The organism is Peribacillus muralis (assembly GCF_001645685.2).
GTDB classification, from domain to species: Bacteria; Bacillota; Bacilli; order Bacillales; family DSM-1321; genus Peribacillus; species Peribacillus muralis_A.
This window is the reverse complement of sequence record NZ_CP017080.1, coordinates 82501-98106: the sequence shown is the minus strand read 5'-3', so window position 1 is coordinate 98106 and position 15606 is coordinate 82501. Positions and strand designations below refer to the sequence as shown.

The 15606-nt window shown below is 44.4% G+C and carries 14 protein-coding genes, 2 rRNA genes and 1 other annotated feature (1 of these 17 only partly in view); all 16 genes read right to left on the bottom strand.

Annotation, left to right across the window (positions count from 1 at the left end; genetic code table 11):
• Positions 1 to 2 precede the first annotated feature (2 nt).
• Entirely contained in the window at positions 3 to 746 is a 744-nt protein-coding gene (gene rlmB, locus ABE28_RS00490) for a 23S rRNA (guanosine(2251)-2'-O)-methyltransferase RlmB (protein WP_064462531.1), read from the bottom strand.
• The gene (locus tag ABE28_RS00485) at positions 743 to 1165 is read right to left on the bottom strand and encodes a Mini-ribonuclease 3 (protein WP_064462530.1); all 423 of its coding nucleotides are present in this window, start codon (positions 1163 to 1165) and stop codon (positions 743 to 745) included. The genes rlmB and ABE28_RS00485 overlap by 4 nt, the downstream gene beginning before the upstream one ends.
• 6 nt (positions 1166 to 1171) lie before the next feature.
• The gene (gene cysS / locus ABE28_RS00480; RefSeq protein ID WP_064462529.1) at positions 1172 to 2569 is read right to left on the bottom strand and encodes a cysteine--tRNA ligase; all 1398 of its coding nucleotides are present in this window, start codon (positions 2567 to 2569) and stop codon (positions 1172 to 1174) included.
• Between the two features lies 1 nt (position 2570).
• Positions 2571 to 3221 carry a serine O-acetyltransferase gene (gene cysE / locus ABE28_RS00475; RefSeq protein ID WP_064462528.1) on the bottom strand — a complete coding sequence of 217 codons (651 nt, stop codon included), beginning with the start codon at positions 3219 to 3221 and terminating at the stop codon, positions 2571 to 2573.
• 82 nt (positions 3222 to 3303) lie between these two features.
• Positions 3304 to 3552 (bottom strand) — a binding site (T-box leader).
• A 42-nt stretch (positions 3553 to 3594) separates the two neighbouring features.
• On the bottom strand, positions 3595 to 5052 hold the full coding sequence (gene gltX / locus ABE28_RS00470; RefSeq protein ID WP_064462527.1) for a glutamate--tRNA ligase: 1458 nt from the start codon (positions 5050 to 5052) through the stop codon (positions 3595 to 3597).
• Between the two features lie 89 nt (positions 5053 to 5141).
• Complete coding sequence (gene ispF / locus ABE28_RS00465; RefSeq protein ID WP_064462526.1) at positions 5142 to 5621, bottom strand: 2-C-methyl-D-erythritol 2,4-cyclodiphosphate synthase; 480 nt, start codon at positions 5619 to 5621, stop codon at positions 5142 to 5144.
• Positions 5622 to 5635: 14 nt separating this feature from the next.
• Entirely contained in the window at positions 5636 to 6319 is a 684-nt protein-coding gene (gene ispD / locus ABE28_RS00460) for a 2-C-methyl-D-erythritol 4-phosphate cytidylyltransferase (RefSeq protein WP_064462525.1), read from the bottom strand.
• A gap of 21 nt (positions 6320 to 6340) precedes the next feature.
• Positions 6341 to 7435, bottom strand: a complete 1095-nt coding sequence (locus ABE28_RS00455) for a PIN/TRAM domain-containing protein (protein WP_064462524.1) — start codon at positions 7433 to 7435, stop codon at positions 6341 to 6343.
• A gap of 220 nt (positions 7436 to 7655) precedes the next feature.
• Positions 7656 to 8729 (bottom strand): DNA integrity scanning diadenylate cyclase DisA, encoded by a 1074-nt coding sequence (gene disA / locus ABE28_RS00450; protein ID WP_064462523.1) that lies wholly within the window; start codon positions 8727 to 8729, stop codon positions 7656 to 7658.
• Between the two features lie 2 nt (positions 8730 to 8731).
• Positions 8732 to 10120, bottom strand: a complete 1389-nt coding sequence (gene radA / locus ABE28_RS00445) for a DNA repair protein RadA (protein ID WP_064462522.1) — start codon at positions 10118 to 10120, stop codon at positions 8732 to 8734.
• A 196-nt stretch (positions 10121 to 10316) separates the two neighbouring features.
• Positions 10317 to 12758, bottom strand: coding sequence for an ATP-dependent protease ATP-binding subunit ClpC (gene clpC, locus ABE28_RS00440; RefSeq protein WP_064462521.1), 2442 nt, complete (start codon positions 12756 to 12758; stop codon positions 10317 to 10319).
• Positions 12759 to 12887: 129 nt separating this feature from the next.
• The gene (locus ABE28_RS00435) at positions 12888 to 13964 is read right to left on the bottom strand and encodes a protein-arginine kinase McsB (protein WP_064462520.1); all 1077 of its coding nucleotides are present in this window, start codon (positions 13962 to 13964) and stop codon (positions 12888 to 12890) included.
• A complete protein-coding gene (locus ABE28_RS00430) occupies positions 13961 to 14512 on the bottom strand; it encodes a protein-arginine kinase activator protein McsA (RefSeq protein ID WP_064462519.1) in 552 nt (183 codons plus the stop codon). Before ABE28_RS00430 ends, ABE28_RS00435 begins: the two co-directional genes overlap by 4 nt.
• A gap of 21 nt (positions 14513 to 14533) precedes the next feature.
• On the bottom strand, positions 14534 to 14995 hold the full coding sequence (locus ABE28_RS00425) for a CtsR family transcriptional regulator (RefSeq protein ID WP_064462518.1): 462 nt from the start codon (positions 14993 to 14995) through the stop codon (positions 14534 to 14536).
• A 287-nt stretch (positions 14996 to 15282) separates the two neighbouring features.
• Positions 15283 to 15398, bottom strand: a 5S ribosomal RNA gene (rrf, locus tag ABE28_RS00420).
• 63 nt (positions 15399 to 15461) lie between these two features.
• Positions 15462 to 15606: ribosomal RNA gene (locus ABE28_RS00415) — 23S ribosomal RNA — on the bottom strand (it continues 2788 nt past the right edge of the window).

The following is a 15606-nucleotide window of genomic DNA, read 5'->3' as shown; positions in this document are numbered from 1 at the left end:
CATTATTGTCCTAGTGGATTTCTTTTGCGATAGACCTCATACATCAATAAGCCTGCTGCTACAGATGCATTTAACGAAGTTACTTGTCCAGCCATTGGCAAACGGATGAGGAAATCACATTTTTCTTTCATTAACCGGGCCATCCCTTTTCCTTCACTTCCGATAACGAGTCCGATCGGCATCTTTCCATCCATGTTACGATAATCATCGCTACCTTTCGCGTCTGTACCGACAATCCATACACCGCGCTCTTTCAACTCTTCAACCGCTCTTGACAAATTGGTGACGCGTGCCACCGGGATATACTCAATCGCACCTGTTGAAGCCTTAGCCACCGTTGCCGTTAAGCCCACCGCTCTTCTTTTTGGAATGATGATTCCATGGGCACCGACTGCATCAGCCGTTCTCATGATCGAGCCTAAATTATGGGGATCTTCGACTTCATCGAGAATCATGAAAAATGGTGCTTCGTCCCGTTCTGCCGCTTTTGCGAATAAGTCATCCAATTCCACATATTCATATGCCGCAACTTGGGCGACAACACCTTGATGGATGCCTTCAACCATTTGATCAATCTTTTTCTTCGGGACGATTTGCATAAATACTTTCTTTTCCTTTGCCAGCCCGATCAGCGGCTGCATGGAGCCTTTTTGCGACCCCTCCGCTATCCAAATCTTATTAATATCCCGTTCGGAGCGCAGAGCTTCCAAAACGGGGTTCCTTCCAATGATATATTCTTCACTCATGGGTTACGCCCCTTTTCTTCTTCAATGTATTCAATAGCTTTTTTTATGAGTTCTTCCATTCTTTCTATTCGGCCTGATAGATACAAATAGCCCATCAGTGCCTCGAAGGCCGTACTGTAGCGATACGTTTGCACATCCGTATTTTTTGGGACAGTACCTGATTTCGCATTACGGCCCCGCCGAACGACAGCAGTTTCCTCTTCCGATAACCAATTTGACTCCAAGAAATGATGGATGATTTTGTTTTGAGCTTTAGCCGCTACGAATGATGTAGCTTTTTTGTGCAGCAAATTGGGCTTGACCGCTCCGTTTTGAATGAGGTGGTGCCGGATATACGTCTCGTATACGGCATCACCTATATAAGCTAAAGCAAGGCTGTTCAGCATTTTTGCATCTATTTTACTATCGTAATGAAGCATTATTCCTTACCCTCTTTTCCATCTTGTACCTTGAGGGGTATCCTCTAATATGATATTCATGCTTTTCAAGCGATCACGAATTTCATCGGATAACCCAAAATCGCGGTCTTTACGCGCTTGAATTCTTTGTTGGATCAAGCCTTCGATCTCTTCATCCAACAGCCCATCCTCTTCCAGGGACAGACCCAGGACAGAAAATAAGGTATTGAATTTTTCAAGGAAAGCATCGATGACATCCTTATGTGTATTTTTCTCCATCAAGTAATAATTTGCTTGTTTCGAGAGTTCAAAAAGGATGGAGATGGCATTGGCTGTATTGAAATCATCGTCCATTTCAGCAATGAATTGGTCGTGCAATCCATTAACCTTCGCGAGCCAGGCTTCATTGTTTTCGGTCAAACCGTCGCTAGCCTGAAGACGGTGCTTTAAGTTTTGGTAAGATGTCTTTAACCGATCAAGGGCCGCCTTTACATTTTCAAGCACCTCTTCACTATAATTGATCGGATGGCGATAATGTACCGATAACATGAAGAACCGTAACACTTGTGGATCATGGTTCTTGATGATGTCATGAACAAGAACGAAATTCCCTAACGATTTAGACATTTTTTCATTATCAATATTTATATACCCATTATGCATCCAATAATTCGCAAAGGTTTTGCCTGTCAATGCTTCAGATTGGGCAATTTCATTTTCATGATGCGGGAAGGCAAGATCTTGACCTCCTGCATGAATGTCGATTGTATCGCCCAAATATTTCTTGACCATTGCGGAGCATTCTATATGCCAACCGGGACGTCCACTTCCCCATGGACTCTCCCAAGAAATTTCACCAGCCTTGGCCGCTTTCCACAAGGCGAAATCGAGGGCGTCCTGTTTTTTCTCACCGATTTCAATACGTGCCCCAACTCGTAGCTCATCGATCGACTGGTGCGAAAGCTTGCCATAGCCGTCAAATTTACGAGTCCGGAAATACACGTCCCCCTCGGACTCATAGGCGAATCCTTTTTCAATCAATGTCGAGATGAAGTCAATGATGGCATCCATGTTCTCGATTACGGTAGGGTGGGCGTCCGCCTTTTTGCAGCCCAATGCAGATACATCTTCGAAATAAGCCTCGATGAAGCGCTTGGATATGGTCGGGACATCTTCCCCCAATTCTTTTGCCGCGCGGATCAATTTATCATCGACGTCCGTGAAATTGGAAACGAAATGAACATCATATCCACGGTAATCCAAATACCTCCGAACGGTATCGAACACGATTGCCGGTCTTGCATTGCCAATATGGATGTAATTATAGACAGTCGGACCACATACGTACATTTTGACCTTGCCCTCTTCCATCGGGACGAAAGTTTCTTTTTTTCTGGTAGCCGTGTTATATATTTTGATTGTCATATTATAAACTCCTTTCTTCCTGCTTCTGCTCAGCCAATTTCGCTTTCAGGAACCTGATTTCACTGTCCAATTCCTTGAAACGGTCGGCGATCGGATCCGGAAGATCACAATGATTCAGGTCTTTTTTGATTTTGATGCCATCTTGAATGACCACTTTTCCTGGAATGCCCACCACGGTTGAATTAGGTGGAACTTCCTTTAAAACGACCGAGCCGGCACCGATTTTCGAGTTCTCCCCAATAGTGATCGAACCCAACACCTTTGCTCCTGTCGCAATCAACACGTTATCCTTTATCGTCGGATGACGTTTCCCCTTTTCCTTTCCAGTCCCACCAAGGGTTACACCTTGAAAGACAGATACATTATCACCAATCTCACACGTCTCGCCGATGACAATCCCCATACCATGGTCGATGAAGAAACGACGGCCGATGGTGGCCCCTGGATGGATTTCAATCCCGGTAAAAAAACGGCTGATTTGGGAGATGCTTCTCGCCAGGAAAAAATACTTCTTCTTAAATAGGGCGTGTGCCATCCTATGGCTCCAGATTGCATGTAAACCCGCATAAGTCAAAATGACCTCCAAATAGCTGCGCGCAGCAGGGTCCTGATCAAAAACCACTTCGATATCCTCTTTAAACATCTTCAACAAAACGATCCCCCCTATGATCCGTACTTTTCCTACATCCCCTTTTAGCTTTCAAAGCATATAAAAAAGCGTCTCTGTCGAAATAGACAGAGACGCTTCAAGCGCGGTTCCACTCTGTTTGGCATGTACGAAGCAGGCTAATCATAACCCTGTTCTTCCATCCCCAACTTTAATCCCTGTAACGGAGGATATTCCGCCTGTGCCTACTATCGGTTAGTTCAGCAAAGGACTCAGGGGTGCATTTCAGAAAACGAGAGGCTTAAACCACTTTCAGCAGGTTATGGTTCTCTCTAAAAAGCATCATTTTCTTACTTCTCCCCATCTACGCGTTCTTTTGTAAGATTATTAAATACTATATTACATTTTTGACTAATTGTTAATATAAAATACTCTGAAGCCGCTGTTTAATTTTTTCCTTACCCAATAACGAAATCGCCTTAGGCAAGTCAGGACCATGTGTTTGACCGGTAACGGCCGCCCGAATTGGCATGAATAACTTTTTCCCTTTATGGCCTGTGCTCTTTTGGACCGCTTTAATCGACTTCTTGATTTCATCTGCATTAAACTCTTCCAGACCGTCGATTTCCTGAAGGAAAGCCTTCATGACCTCCGGAACCTGTTCCTCAGCCAGCACTTCCTTCGCTTCCGGTTCGAACTCGACCTCATCTTTGAAAAACAGTTGGGATAGCTCCACGATTTCCGCACCATAGCTCATCTGCTCCTGATAAAGCGATACTAGACCATGGACCCACTCTTTCTCAGAAGCCGACAGAGTTTCCGATACCTTGCCCGCTTTAATCAAGTGTGGCATTGATAATTCCACTGCGGAATCAGGATCCAATTGCTTCACATATTGATTATTCATCCACGTAAGCTTTTGCTTATCGAAAAGTGCCGGTGATTTCGACAATCGCTCTGCATCGAAAATATTAATGAACTCTTCCTTCGTGAAGATCTCTTCCTCCCCGACCGGAGACCATCCAAGTAATGTGATGAAATTGAATAAAGCTTCAGGAAGGTAACCCAGTTCTTCATATTGCTCGATGAATTGAATGATCGATTCATCCCGTTTACTTAATTTCTTCCTGCTTTCGTTCACAATCAGTGTCATATGACCAAAGACTGGCGGCTCCCAGCCGAAAGCTTCATAGATCATCATTTGCTTTGGAGTATTGGAGATATGATCGTCCCCGCGAAGCACATGAGATATCTTCATCAAGTGATCATCGACAGCCACCGCAAAGTTATAAGTTGGAATGCCATCCTTTTTAACGATGACAAAATCACCAAAACCATCCGTTTCAAATGAAACGTCATCCTTGACCATATCCTTGAAAGTAAGGACCTCCCCTGCAGGAACGGCAAAACGGATGCTCGGCTTTCTTCCTTCAGCAGCCAATTCCTCTTGCTCCTCCTCGGTTAGGTGCTTGCACTTGCCTGAATATTTTGGTGTTTCATTGCGCTCGACCTGTCCTTCACGCTCTGCCTCAAGCTCTTCTTCCGTACAATAGCATTTATAAGCCAAGCCCTTATCCAAAAGCTCCTGGTACAGCTCCTTGTAAAGGTCGTTCCTTTCAGACTGACGGTACGGCCCGTATTGTCCGCCAACATCAACACCCTCATCCCAATCGATGCCAAGCCACTTTAAATATTTAAGCTGGCTTTCCTCGCCGCCTTCAATATTCCTCTTTTGATCGGTATCTTCAATACGGATGATGAATTTCCCGCCTTTGTTTCGTGCGTATAAATAGTTGAATAAAGCCGTCCGTGCATTCCCTATATGTAAATGTCCAGTCGGACTCGGTGCATAGCGAACTCGAATATCGCTGCTCATGATATAAATAGACCTCCCAGTCGTTCTTTTCTAATGTTCATCTTATCATTTATGGACCATGTGATAAAGGCTTCCATACTAAAACGGATTTAATTTGATTCAACCAATAAGACGACAGCCTGTGCCGCGATTCCTTCGCTTCTGCCCGTAAATCCAAGCTTCTCCGTAGTGGTCGCCTTTACATTGATCCTATCGACCGTTGTATCGAGGAGATCCGCGATCCTGGCCCGTATATCCTCAATGTGCGGTGCCATTTTCGGGCTTTGGGCAATGATCGTACAGTCGGCATTGCCTAGTGAATATCCTTCTTTTTTTACGATTGCCCATACATGGCGGAGCAGCTTTGCCGAATCGGCATCTTTAAATTCCGGATCGGTATCCGGGAAATGCTTCCCGATATCCCCCGCTCCAATTGCCCCTAGACAGGCATCGGCTACCGTATGCAAAAGAACATCCGCATCGGAATGGCCCAACAGCCCTTTCTCATACGGAATCGTAATGCCGCCAATAATCAGTGGCCTTCCCTCAACAAGCTGATGCACGTCATAACCTTGTCCAATTCGAAACATATCAATATCCCCAATCATTTTCTTTTTTGTTTATGTAAAATCGCTTCTGCAAAATAAAGATCTTCCTGAGTCGTAATTTTAATATTATCATAATTGCCCTCAATAATAACTACCTGTTCATTGATCCGTTCTAGCAAACTTGCATCATCCGTCCCTAAAAAGGCTTCTGCTTCCGCCAGTTCATGCGCCCGCTTCAATGTGGATACACGAAAAGCTTGTGGAGTTTGTACCGCCCACAAGCTTGATCGTTCCACCGTTTCCAATATCTTATTATCGGCCGCCTTTTTAATCGTATCCTTAACTTGGACCGCAATGACTGCTCCGCCATGGAGGGAAGCGGCTAAAGCCAATTCACTGATTTGCCCCTGATCGATAAAAGGACGGGCCCCATCATGTACAAGGACGATTTCTTCCCCAGCATGCTGCAGGCCATTATAAACGCTTTGCTGACGCTCACTTCCACCCGCAACAAGTCCCTTGACCTTCTTGATCCCATAAGTGGCGATCAACTGGTTGAAATGCTCCGTTTCAGCCGGGTTTATCGAAAGGATGATTTCCCGGCAGTTGGGATCTTCTTCAAAGACACGAAGCGTATATACAATGATCGGGATGCCCGATAGTTCAATAAACAGTTTATTCTTGCCCGCCTTCATTCTTTTCCCTTGTCCAGCAGCCGGTATCACTACATCATAAAACATAACGGTTTCTCCTACTCTTCTTTATAATGCTTTTTCTAATAGTTTCGGTTTAGCGAATATCATTCGGCCTGCAGATGTTTGCAGTACACTTGTGACAAGGACATCAATGCGTTTACCGATATGGTCACGGCCTCCCTCGACCACGATCATCGTCCCATCGTCTAAATAGGCAATGCCCTGATTCTGCTCTTTGCCGTCCTTAATGACTTGAACATTCATCTCTTCCCCAGGTAGTACAACAGGTTTAACGGCGTTGGCCAGGTCATTGATATTAAGGACCGCCACATTTTGAAACTCGCATACTTTATTTAAATTGAAGTCATTTGTAACGACCATTCCGCCTGATATTTTGGCAAGCTTCACCAGTTTGCTGTCCACTTCCTGTATGTCATCAAAGTCACCTTCGTACATTTCCACTTTAATCGGAAGGTCTTTCTGAATCCTGTTCAGGATATCCAAGCCCCTTCTGCCACGATTCCTTTTCAATGCATCTGATGAATCGGCAATATGCTGCAGCTCATTCAATACGAATTGAGGGATGACGATCGTGCCCTCCAAAAAGCCTGTCTGGCAAATATCCGCGATCCTGCCGTCAATGATGACGCTTGTATCGAGAATCTTTAGCCGCTTGCTATCCCCTTCTTCATCCTCATTCGCTTCACCATCGGGATTTTTTTTCTTATTATTTTTCGTGAATAAATTCAATAGCTCATCCCGTTTTTTAAAGCCGACCTGGAAACCAAGGTAACCAAACAACAGCGTAAGGATGATCGGGACCACTGTATTTAATACGGGAACATCGATGGCACTGAAGGCGGAGCCAACCAAGAACGCCGCAAGCAGTCCGACCAAAAGTCCTACACTGCCAAAAATGATGTCCGTAATGGGTATCTTAACAAGCTGTTCCTCCAGCCACTTCATAAAATAGATCACATGATCTACTGCCCAAAAAGTAATAAGATAAAAGATAATGGCACCCAACAGTACACTTACATAAGGATTGTTTAATAAAGCAATATCATCTGCATGTAAAACAACTAATAATTCAGGAATGAGTATCATACCCAGAGTTCCGCCGACTATTAAGAAGCATGCTTGTATAATGCGCTTTAACATCCCTTTCACCTCCCTCTACTCATTATTGACCAATAAAAAAAAATGAAACCTTCGAAAATTCGTTTTCATTATATACGTGAAATTCACTTGAAGATTTAGTGGATTTACAAATATGACTCTTCTCTTTTTCGTAATATTAGCCTAGCACCCTAGGTTTTGAGTGTCAAAAATAAGCGCCAATCAATTTCAAGCTAATATAGGAAATTTTTGAAGCCGCTCTTTACATCCTTCTATTTGTAACTAGCTGGTTTTTCAAAATGCGCAGGCCCTCTTTAATTTTATTGGCACGGACTTCCCCAATGCCCTCAACATCGTCAAGGTCTTGAACCGACGCTTTGTTGACTTCAGAAAAGCTTTCGAACTGATTCACTAAATTTTCAATGATCAATACCGGCAAGCGCGGGATTTTATGGAGGATCCGATAGCCGCGGGGTTGTACCGCCTCATCAAGGTGTATATATCCATGATAGCCCAGAATCTTAAGAAGGATGGTTTCATCCAGTTTTTCCTGCATCGCCAGTTCTTGAAGCCGATAAATGATTTCCTCGGGTTTTTCGTCATTTCTGGAGGTATAATCCTTGATGAGCCATTTTCCCTCCGTTTCTATATCTGCGAGGATTTCATTCATTTGCAGACGGATCAGCCTTCCTTCGGTACCAAGCTCATTCAGGTAGGTAAGCAGCTCCGCCTTGATCCTGAGAACCATTACATAACGGTGAAAAACCTGCAAAAGATCGGCATAGGTCACGATTTCCTCAAACTCGAGCGCTCCCAATACCGAGATGCTTTGCTGAAGGACCACCTTGTATTTTTCCAAGGTTTGTATGGCTAGATTTGCCTTGGCAAGTATGACCCCTATATCCTTGAGGGCATAGCGGAAATTCCCTTGATATAACGTAATGACATTCCGCCGTTGGGAGATTGCAATGACCAATGACTTGGTTTCCCTTGCGACGCGTTCCGCCGTCCGGTGCCGCATTCCCGTTTCAGTCGAAGGTGTGCTATTATCCGGCACCAATTGGGCATTGGCGAAAATGATCGTATCGGCTTTCTCATTTAAAATGATGGCCCCGTCCATTTTTGCCAACTCATACAATGTACTTGGCGTACAGGTACAATTGATTTGAAAACCACCATCCACGATCATTCGCACCTTCTCGTTATATCCAACGACTATCAGGCCACCCGTGTTTGCCCGCAGCACATTTTCAATACCCTCCCGAAGCGGTGTACCCGGAGCTACAATTTGCAGAATCTCCAGCTTTGTTTTTTCATATCCCTTTTTATCTGTCATACTTAACCCCCTAACGAATGTTTAAGAGCCTCCGAAACTGATGATACCCCGACGATCTTGATACCTTTCGGCGCGGTCCATCCCCCGATATTATTAGCCGGGATTATGACCCGGTTAAATCCTAGTTTTGCTGCTTCCTGTACTCTTTGTTCTATTCGCGAAACCCTTCTCACTTCTCCTGTAAGCCCCACTTCCCCAATGATGCAATCGGTTGGGTTCGTTGGTTTATCACGGAAGCTCGAAGCGATGCTGATCGCTACAGCCAGGTCAATTGCCGGCTCATCCAGCTTGACACCGCCAGCCACCTTTAAGTACGCATCCTGGTTTTGCAGCAGCAAGCCCACCCTCTTTTCCAAAACAGCCATGAGCAGAGAAACACGATTGTGATCAATACCTGTTGCCATTCTCCTTGGATTTCCAAAACTCGTAGGTGAAATCAATGCTTGAATCTCGACGAGCACCGGCCTCGTTCCTTCCATCGAGGCGACGACGGTGGAACCTGATGCACCTTGCGACCGTTCCTCAAGGAATATTTCCGATGGATTCGCCACTTCCTCCAAACCATGTTCCTTCATTTCAAAGATACCCATTTCATTCGTAGAACCAAAACGGTTTTTGACCGCACGGATAATTCGATATGTATGGTGCCTTTCACCTTCGAAATATAATACGGTATCCACCATATGCTCAAGCAGACGCGGACCGGCAATCGCACCTTCCTTGGTTACGTGCCCGACGATAAAAATCGCAACCCCATTCGTTTTAGCGATACGCATCAGTGAGGCTGTACATTCCCGCACTTGTGATACACTTCCAGGGGCAGATGTCACTTCCGAATGGTACACCGTCTGGATCGAATCAATAATGACCAAATCCGGTTTCACCTCTGTAATTGCCTGTTGGATATAGTCCATATCCGTTTCCGCATAGACGAACAGGTTTTCAGACATTGTCCCCAGCCGGTCGGCTCTCAACTTTGTCTGCTTGACAGATTCTTCACCGGATATATACAGCACCTTTTTCTGCTTGTGTGCCAATTGGGAAGATACCTGCAGAAGCAGGGTGGATTTCCCAATACCCGGATCGCCTCCAATTAAAACAAGTGACCCTTGGACGATCCCGCCGCCAAGGGCACGATTCAATTCCATTAAATCGGTCTTGATCCGTGGTTCCTTTTCAGACTGGATGGTTGTTATCGGTGCTGCCTTTTCACGTTCTCCAGAGGCTCTGACTTCCGAATGGGTAAAGGCTCCTTTCCTCGCGGGTTTCACGATTTCAGTTTCCTCGACCATCTTATTCCATTCTCCGCAGCCTGGGCATTTCCCCATCCATTTCGCAGATTCATATCCGCAAGACTGACACATGAATTTGGTTTTCTTCTTTACTGCCATAATAACTCCTCTTCCTTTTTGAAAAATGCCTATAGTAAGGATATTATATCTTTGTTTTATTTAATCCTTCTTAACATTAAGTTTTTTAAAAAACACCCTTTATGCCCTGTCCTTTTTATGCTCATTTCTACCTATGGATAAAAAACAGAGGTACACGGCAAAAATATCTGCGTGTACCTCGGAGTTAGGAATCGGGTTATTCACTTACGTTGACAGGCTCGCCTTGCCGGATTGCAAATTCATTATTCACAACATCCATCACGACCGTTTGCCCCTTCTTCACATTGCCTTTAAGCAACTCTTCGGAAAGGTAATCCTCTACATGCTTCTGAAGCGCCCTGCGGATTGGCCGTGCCCCATACTCAGGATCGAATCCTTCCGTAGCGATTTTTTCCCTGGCTGCATCCGTCAGCTCCAAGTAGATTTCCTGCTCTTTCAAGCGGGTCGTCAGTTGGTTGGACATCAATGTCACGATTTGTTTTAAGTGATCCTTCTCCAGCGAATGGAACACGATGGTTTCATCGATACGATTCAGGAATTCTGGACGGAAAGCACGTTTAAGCTCCTCAATCACTTTCCCCTTCATATTTTTGTAATCTTGACCGGTATCCTGGATGTTGAACCCGACATATTTATCGGTTTTCAGTGCAGACGCCCCTACATTCGATGTCATGATCAGAATGGTATTCCTGAAATCCACAGTGCGTCCTTTCGAATCTGTCAGCCTTCCATCCTCCAATACTTGCAGAAGGATATTGAAAACATCTGGATGTGCCTTTTCTATTTCATCGAGCAGAACGACGGAGTATGGTTTCCTCCGCACTTTTTCCGTTAATTGTCCACCCTCTTCGTATCCAACATATCCTGGAGGGGACCCAACTAGACGTGAAGTCGAATGTTTTTCCATATACTCGGACATATCGATGCGAATCATGGCGTCTTCGTCCCCAAAGATGGATTCGGCCAAGGCACGGGCTAATTCCGTTTTACCGACCCCTGTAGGTCCCAAGAAGATGAATGAACCTATTGGGCGTTTAGGATCCTTCAAGCCTGCTCTTGCACGTCTTACTGCTTTAGAAACGGCAATGACGGCCTCTTCTTGCCCAATCACTCGATCGTGAAGAATCGATTCCATGTTGAGCAGTTTATCGGACTCCGTTTGGGCCAGTTTCGTGACCGGAACACCCGTCCAGCTGGATACGACGTGGGCGATATCATCCACCGTCACTTCACTGTTCTCTTGCCCTTGTTTTTCTTTCCAGGTTTTTTTCGTTTCTTCCAATTGTTCTCTTAAGCGTTGCTCCGTATCGCGCAGCGAAGCGGCTTTTTCGAATTCCTGGCTCTGAACGGAAGCATCTTTTTCTTTCCGGACATCATCCAGCTTCACCTCAAGTTCCTTTAAGTTTGGCGGCGTTGTATATGAGCGCAACCGAACCTTGGACCCTGCTTCATCAATCAAGTCAATCGCCTTATCCGGTAAAAAGCGATCGGAAATGTATCGATCGGATAGTTTGACTGCAGCATCAATCGCTTCATCCGTAATCGATACGCGATGATGGGCTTCATAACGGTCACGCAGCCCCTTGAGAATTTGAATCGATTCTTCCATCGTAGGTTCATCCACTTGGATTGGCTGGAAGCGGCGTTCAAGCGCAGCATCCTTTTCAATATACTTACGGTACTCATCCAAAGTAGTTGCCCCGATACATTGCAATTCACCACGGGCCAAGGACGGTTTAAGAATATTGGAGGCATCTATGGCTCCCTCTGCCCCGCCGGCACCAATCAGTGTATGCAATTCATCGATGAATAAAATGATATTGCCAGCCTGGCGAATTTCATCCATGACTTTCTTCAACCTATCTTCGAATTCACCACGGTATTTCGTACCCGCTACAACAGTACCCATATCAAGTGTCATAACGCGTTTATCGCGGAGGATTTCAGGCACTTCATTATTGATGATCTGTTGGGCAAGACCTTCAGCGATGGCTGTTTTACCCACCCCTGGTTCACCGATCAATACCGGGTTATTTTTTGTGCGACGGCTTAATACTTCTATGACACGCTGAATTTCCTTGCTTCTTCCGATTACTGGATCCAGGCTTCCTTCCCGGGCAATCGCCGTTAAGTCACGAGCAAGGCCATCCAGTGTCGGCGTGCTTGCATTGGAAGCGGCTGAACCTTGATGCCCACCGGATTCATTGCTTCCTAAAAGTTGGAGTACTTGTTGACGGGCTTTGTTGAGGCTCACTCCGAGATTATTCAATACACGGGCTGCCACACCTTCTCCTTCTCTAATCAGACCAAGCAGTACATGCTCTGTACCAACATATGAATGACCTAATTTTCTAGCCTCATCCATGGAAAGCTCAATGACCTTCTTGGCTCTTGGAGTATAATGGATCGTTTGTGCCGTATCCTGTCCGCGGCCAATCAAATTTTCGACTTCTTTTTGAATTTTTTCCGGCCCCAAGCCAAGTGCAAATAATGCTTTGGCGGCTATTCCATCGCCTTCTCGGACCAAGCCAAGTAAAATATGTTCCGTGCCAATATTATTATGACCTAAACGGATTGCCTCTTCTTGCGCCAATGCTAAAACTTTCTGGGCTCTTTCAGTAAAACGACCAAACATCATAGGGAATTCCTCCTTAAGAATTTTTCGTTTTGAATAAAATTTGCTGACAATCCTCTAAGTAATGGCAGAGGCTTCTTCTCCCCTACCTCCATTACAGGAATATAGGTACTCACTCCAAGGCCGAAGACCTCATGAGGAGGAAGATTCAGTGAAATTCAAGCGTTCTCTAATGAGTGCTGCCCTACGGATATCCCTTTCATGGGATTTTAAGGGTCCACCTGCATACTTTTGTAAAAATCCCGGTTGCGTCAAAATCATCAACTCATTTAAAATGCTTTTGGAAATATTTTTTATATACCCTAAATCTATGCCTAGCCTAACATCTGAGATACAGGTTGCAGCTTCCTTTGTCTCAATGATGCGGGCATTCGATAATATCCCATACGAACGAAAAACCCGATCTTCTAATTGTATGTGAGAGGTTCTCACTAATGCATCCCTTGCAGACCGTTCCTGGGCAATGATTTGTTGAACGACACTTGTTAAATCTTCAACGATATCCCTTTCGGACTTCCCAAGTGTAATTTGATTGGAGATTTGAAAAATATTTCCTAACGCCTGGCTTCCCTCTCCGTATATACCCCTGACCACCAGCCCCAATTGATTGATTGCTGGTATGATATGATTCATCTGCTGTGTCAGCACAAGACCTGGAAGATGCATCATGACCGAAGCTCTTAATCCTGTACCCACATTGGTTGGGCAACTCGTTAGGTATCCCCTTTCTTCATCATATGCATAGTCTATGGATTCTTCAATCCAATCGTCAAGAAGATTTGCAATCTTTAACGTTTCCTTCAGCTGCAAGCCTGACATTAAGCACTGGATACGAAGATGATCCTCCTCATTTATCATGATGCTTATTTCTTCATTTTCCGAAAGAAGACAAGCACTTTTGGCTGACACCTCAACTAAGTTGGGGCTAATTAAATGTTTTTCGACCAGTACACGCTTTTCCAGCTGCTGTAATTGATCAATCTCCAAAAGCTCCAGCTTGCCAATCTCAGGAGTGACTTCCTGTTCGATTCTTTTTTTCACCAAATCAATGATATTTTTAGCTTCTTCTTCAGAAAAGGAGGTTGGGAAGGTAAAGTCTTTGAAATTCCGGGCCAAGCGGATCCTGGAGCTCAATACAATATCAATTTCCGGCCCTTCGGCACTCATCCAAGAGCTCAACGCGTTTTCTACAAACTTTTCCAAGCTCATGCTTCCTCGCTCCCCTCTTGGGCATCGTACCTTTTTTCAAGGGAGCGGATCTTATCCCTGACTTCTGCCGCCTTTTCGAATTCCTCTTGGTCAATGTGGTCCTTTAAAACATCTTTCAAATCAAGAATTTGCTTACGAAGATATATGGTGCCACCAACCCGTTTTGGAATTTTGCCTATATGTGCCGTATTGCCGCTATGGACCCTCTTTAAAATCGGGTTAATCTGTTCATTGAATGTTCGGTAACATTCGGCACAGCCGAACTTTCCAATACGGACAAATTCCTTATAGGATCGATGACAATGCGGGCAACGCCTTTCTTCTGTTTTCGGAAATGCATTTGCCTTTGTCTGTTGAATATTCGACTCCATATTCAACAATCCTGCTAATAAATTATTTATTGAAAAACCATGCCCTCCTGCTTCCACGACCTTCTCACCTTTTTCCTGAGCACATTTCTCGCAAATCATGATTTCAGTCTTTTTTCCATTGATGATTTTGGTGAAGTGTAGGGTAGCAGGCCTTTGATGACATTCTTGGCAAATCATCCTTCATCACCTCTGCCAGTTTCATTTATATTTTAAAGTCGTAAGCATTGCCGTTATAATTCTTGCCCTCAGCTCATCACGGTCAGGAAGGTCGATATAAATTACCGATCTATCAATCACGCTCATCATGATTTTCGCTTCCCTTTCATTAATGACTTCCTCATTCATCAACCGGGCAATTACTCCTTCCGCCATGGATTGGGTTACCCTTGGCCCTATGAGTGATAATAAATGGTTAATAAGCTGTACGTAATCCTGCGACTCCACCTTCATGATACGTATATAACCGCCGCCTCCACGCTTACTCTCTACAACATAACCTCTTTCGATCGTAAACCTGGTATTGATCACGTAATTGATTTGAGAAGGAACACACTGAAATTTATCTGCTATTTCACTTCTTTTAATTTCCAAGATATCTTTTTGACTTATTTCGAGTACTTGCTTTAAATAAGTTTCGATAACATCAGATATGTTTCTCACTCAGCCTCCTCCAATCTGACTTTGACTATATTTGACTATTATTATACAACGAAAAATGCATTTTGCAACATAAACGCACTTTCTTTCTCTACTATCCATTTTCTCCAAATTATATGTGTTTGCATACTCCATTGAACATGAAAATTAAAATATCTTACTTTATTACCCCAATCACTCAAACAAAAACCTTTAATTTCCTTTGTTTTTATTCCCAATGCTAAAATTATCTCAAAATATTTAAAACAACAACGAAAAAAGACCAGCCGGATGGCTGATCTTTTGAATGGGCTTGGCGGCGTCCTACTCTCACAGGGGGAGACCCCCAACTACCATCGGCGCTGAAGAGCTTAACTGCCGTGTTCGGAATGGGAACGGGTGTGACCTCTTCGCTATCGCCACCAAACATATGAGGAACGTTGTTCCTTCAAAACTAGATAATGAGAAGGTATTTCATTTTTTAAAAGCGTTGGTTAAGTCCTCGATCTATTAGTATCAGTCAGCTCCACATGTCGCCACGCTTCCACCTCTGACCTATCAACCTGATCATCTTTCAGGGATCTTACTAGCTTGCGCCATGGGAAATCTCATCTTGAGGGGGGCTTCATGCTTAG

Bases quoted from the DNA above. Each gene is read 5' to 3' on its own strand.
- ABE28_RS00485 (WP_064462530.1), bottom strand. From the start codon at position 1,165: ATGCTTCATTACGATAGTAAAATAGATGCAAAAATGCTGAACAGCCTT.
- ispD (WP_064462525.1), bottom strand. From the start codon at position 6,319: ATGTTTTATGATGTAGTGATACCGGCTGCTGGACAAGGGAAAAGAATG.
- clpC (WP_064462521.1), bottom strand. From the start codon at position 12,758: ATGATGTTTGGTCGTTTTACTGAAAGAGCCCAGAAAGTTTTAGCATTG.
- ABE28_RS00430 (WP_064462519.1), bottom strand. From the start codon at position 14,512: ATGATTTGCCAAGAATGTCATCAAAGGCCTGCTACCCTACACTTCACC.
- disA (WP_064462523.1), bottom strand. From the start codon at position 8,729: ATGACAGATAAAAAGGGATATGAAAAAACAAAGCTGGAGATTCTGCAA.
- radA (WP_064462522.1), bottom strand. From the start codon at position 10,120: ATGGCAGTAAAGAAGAAAACCAAATTCATGTGTCAGTCTTGCGGATAT.
- gltX (WP_064462527.1), bottom strand. From the start codon at position 5,052: ATGAGCAGCGATATTCGAGTTCGCTATGCACCGAGTCCGACTGGACAT.
- ispF (WP_064462526.1), bottom strand. From the start codon at position 5,621: ATGTTTCGAATTGGACAAGGTTATGACGTGCATCAGCTTGTTGAGGGA.
- ABE28_RS00455 (WP_064462524.1), bottom strand. From the start codon at position 7,435: ATGTTAAAGCGCATTATACAAGCATGCTTCTTAATAGTCGGCGGAACT.
- rlmB (WP_064462531.1), bottom strand. From the start codon at position 746: ATGAGTGAAGAATATATCATTGGAAGGAACCCCGTTTTGGAAGCTCTG.
- cysS (WP_064462529.1), bottom strand. From the start codon at position 2,569: ATGACAATCAAAATATATAACACGGCTACCAGAAAAAAAGAAACTTTC.
- ABE28_RS00435 (WP_064462520.1), bottom strand. From the start codon at position 13,964: ATGAGCTTGGAAAAGTTTGTAGAAAACGCGTTGAGCTCTTGGATGAGT.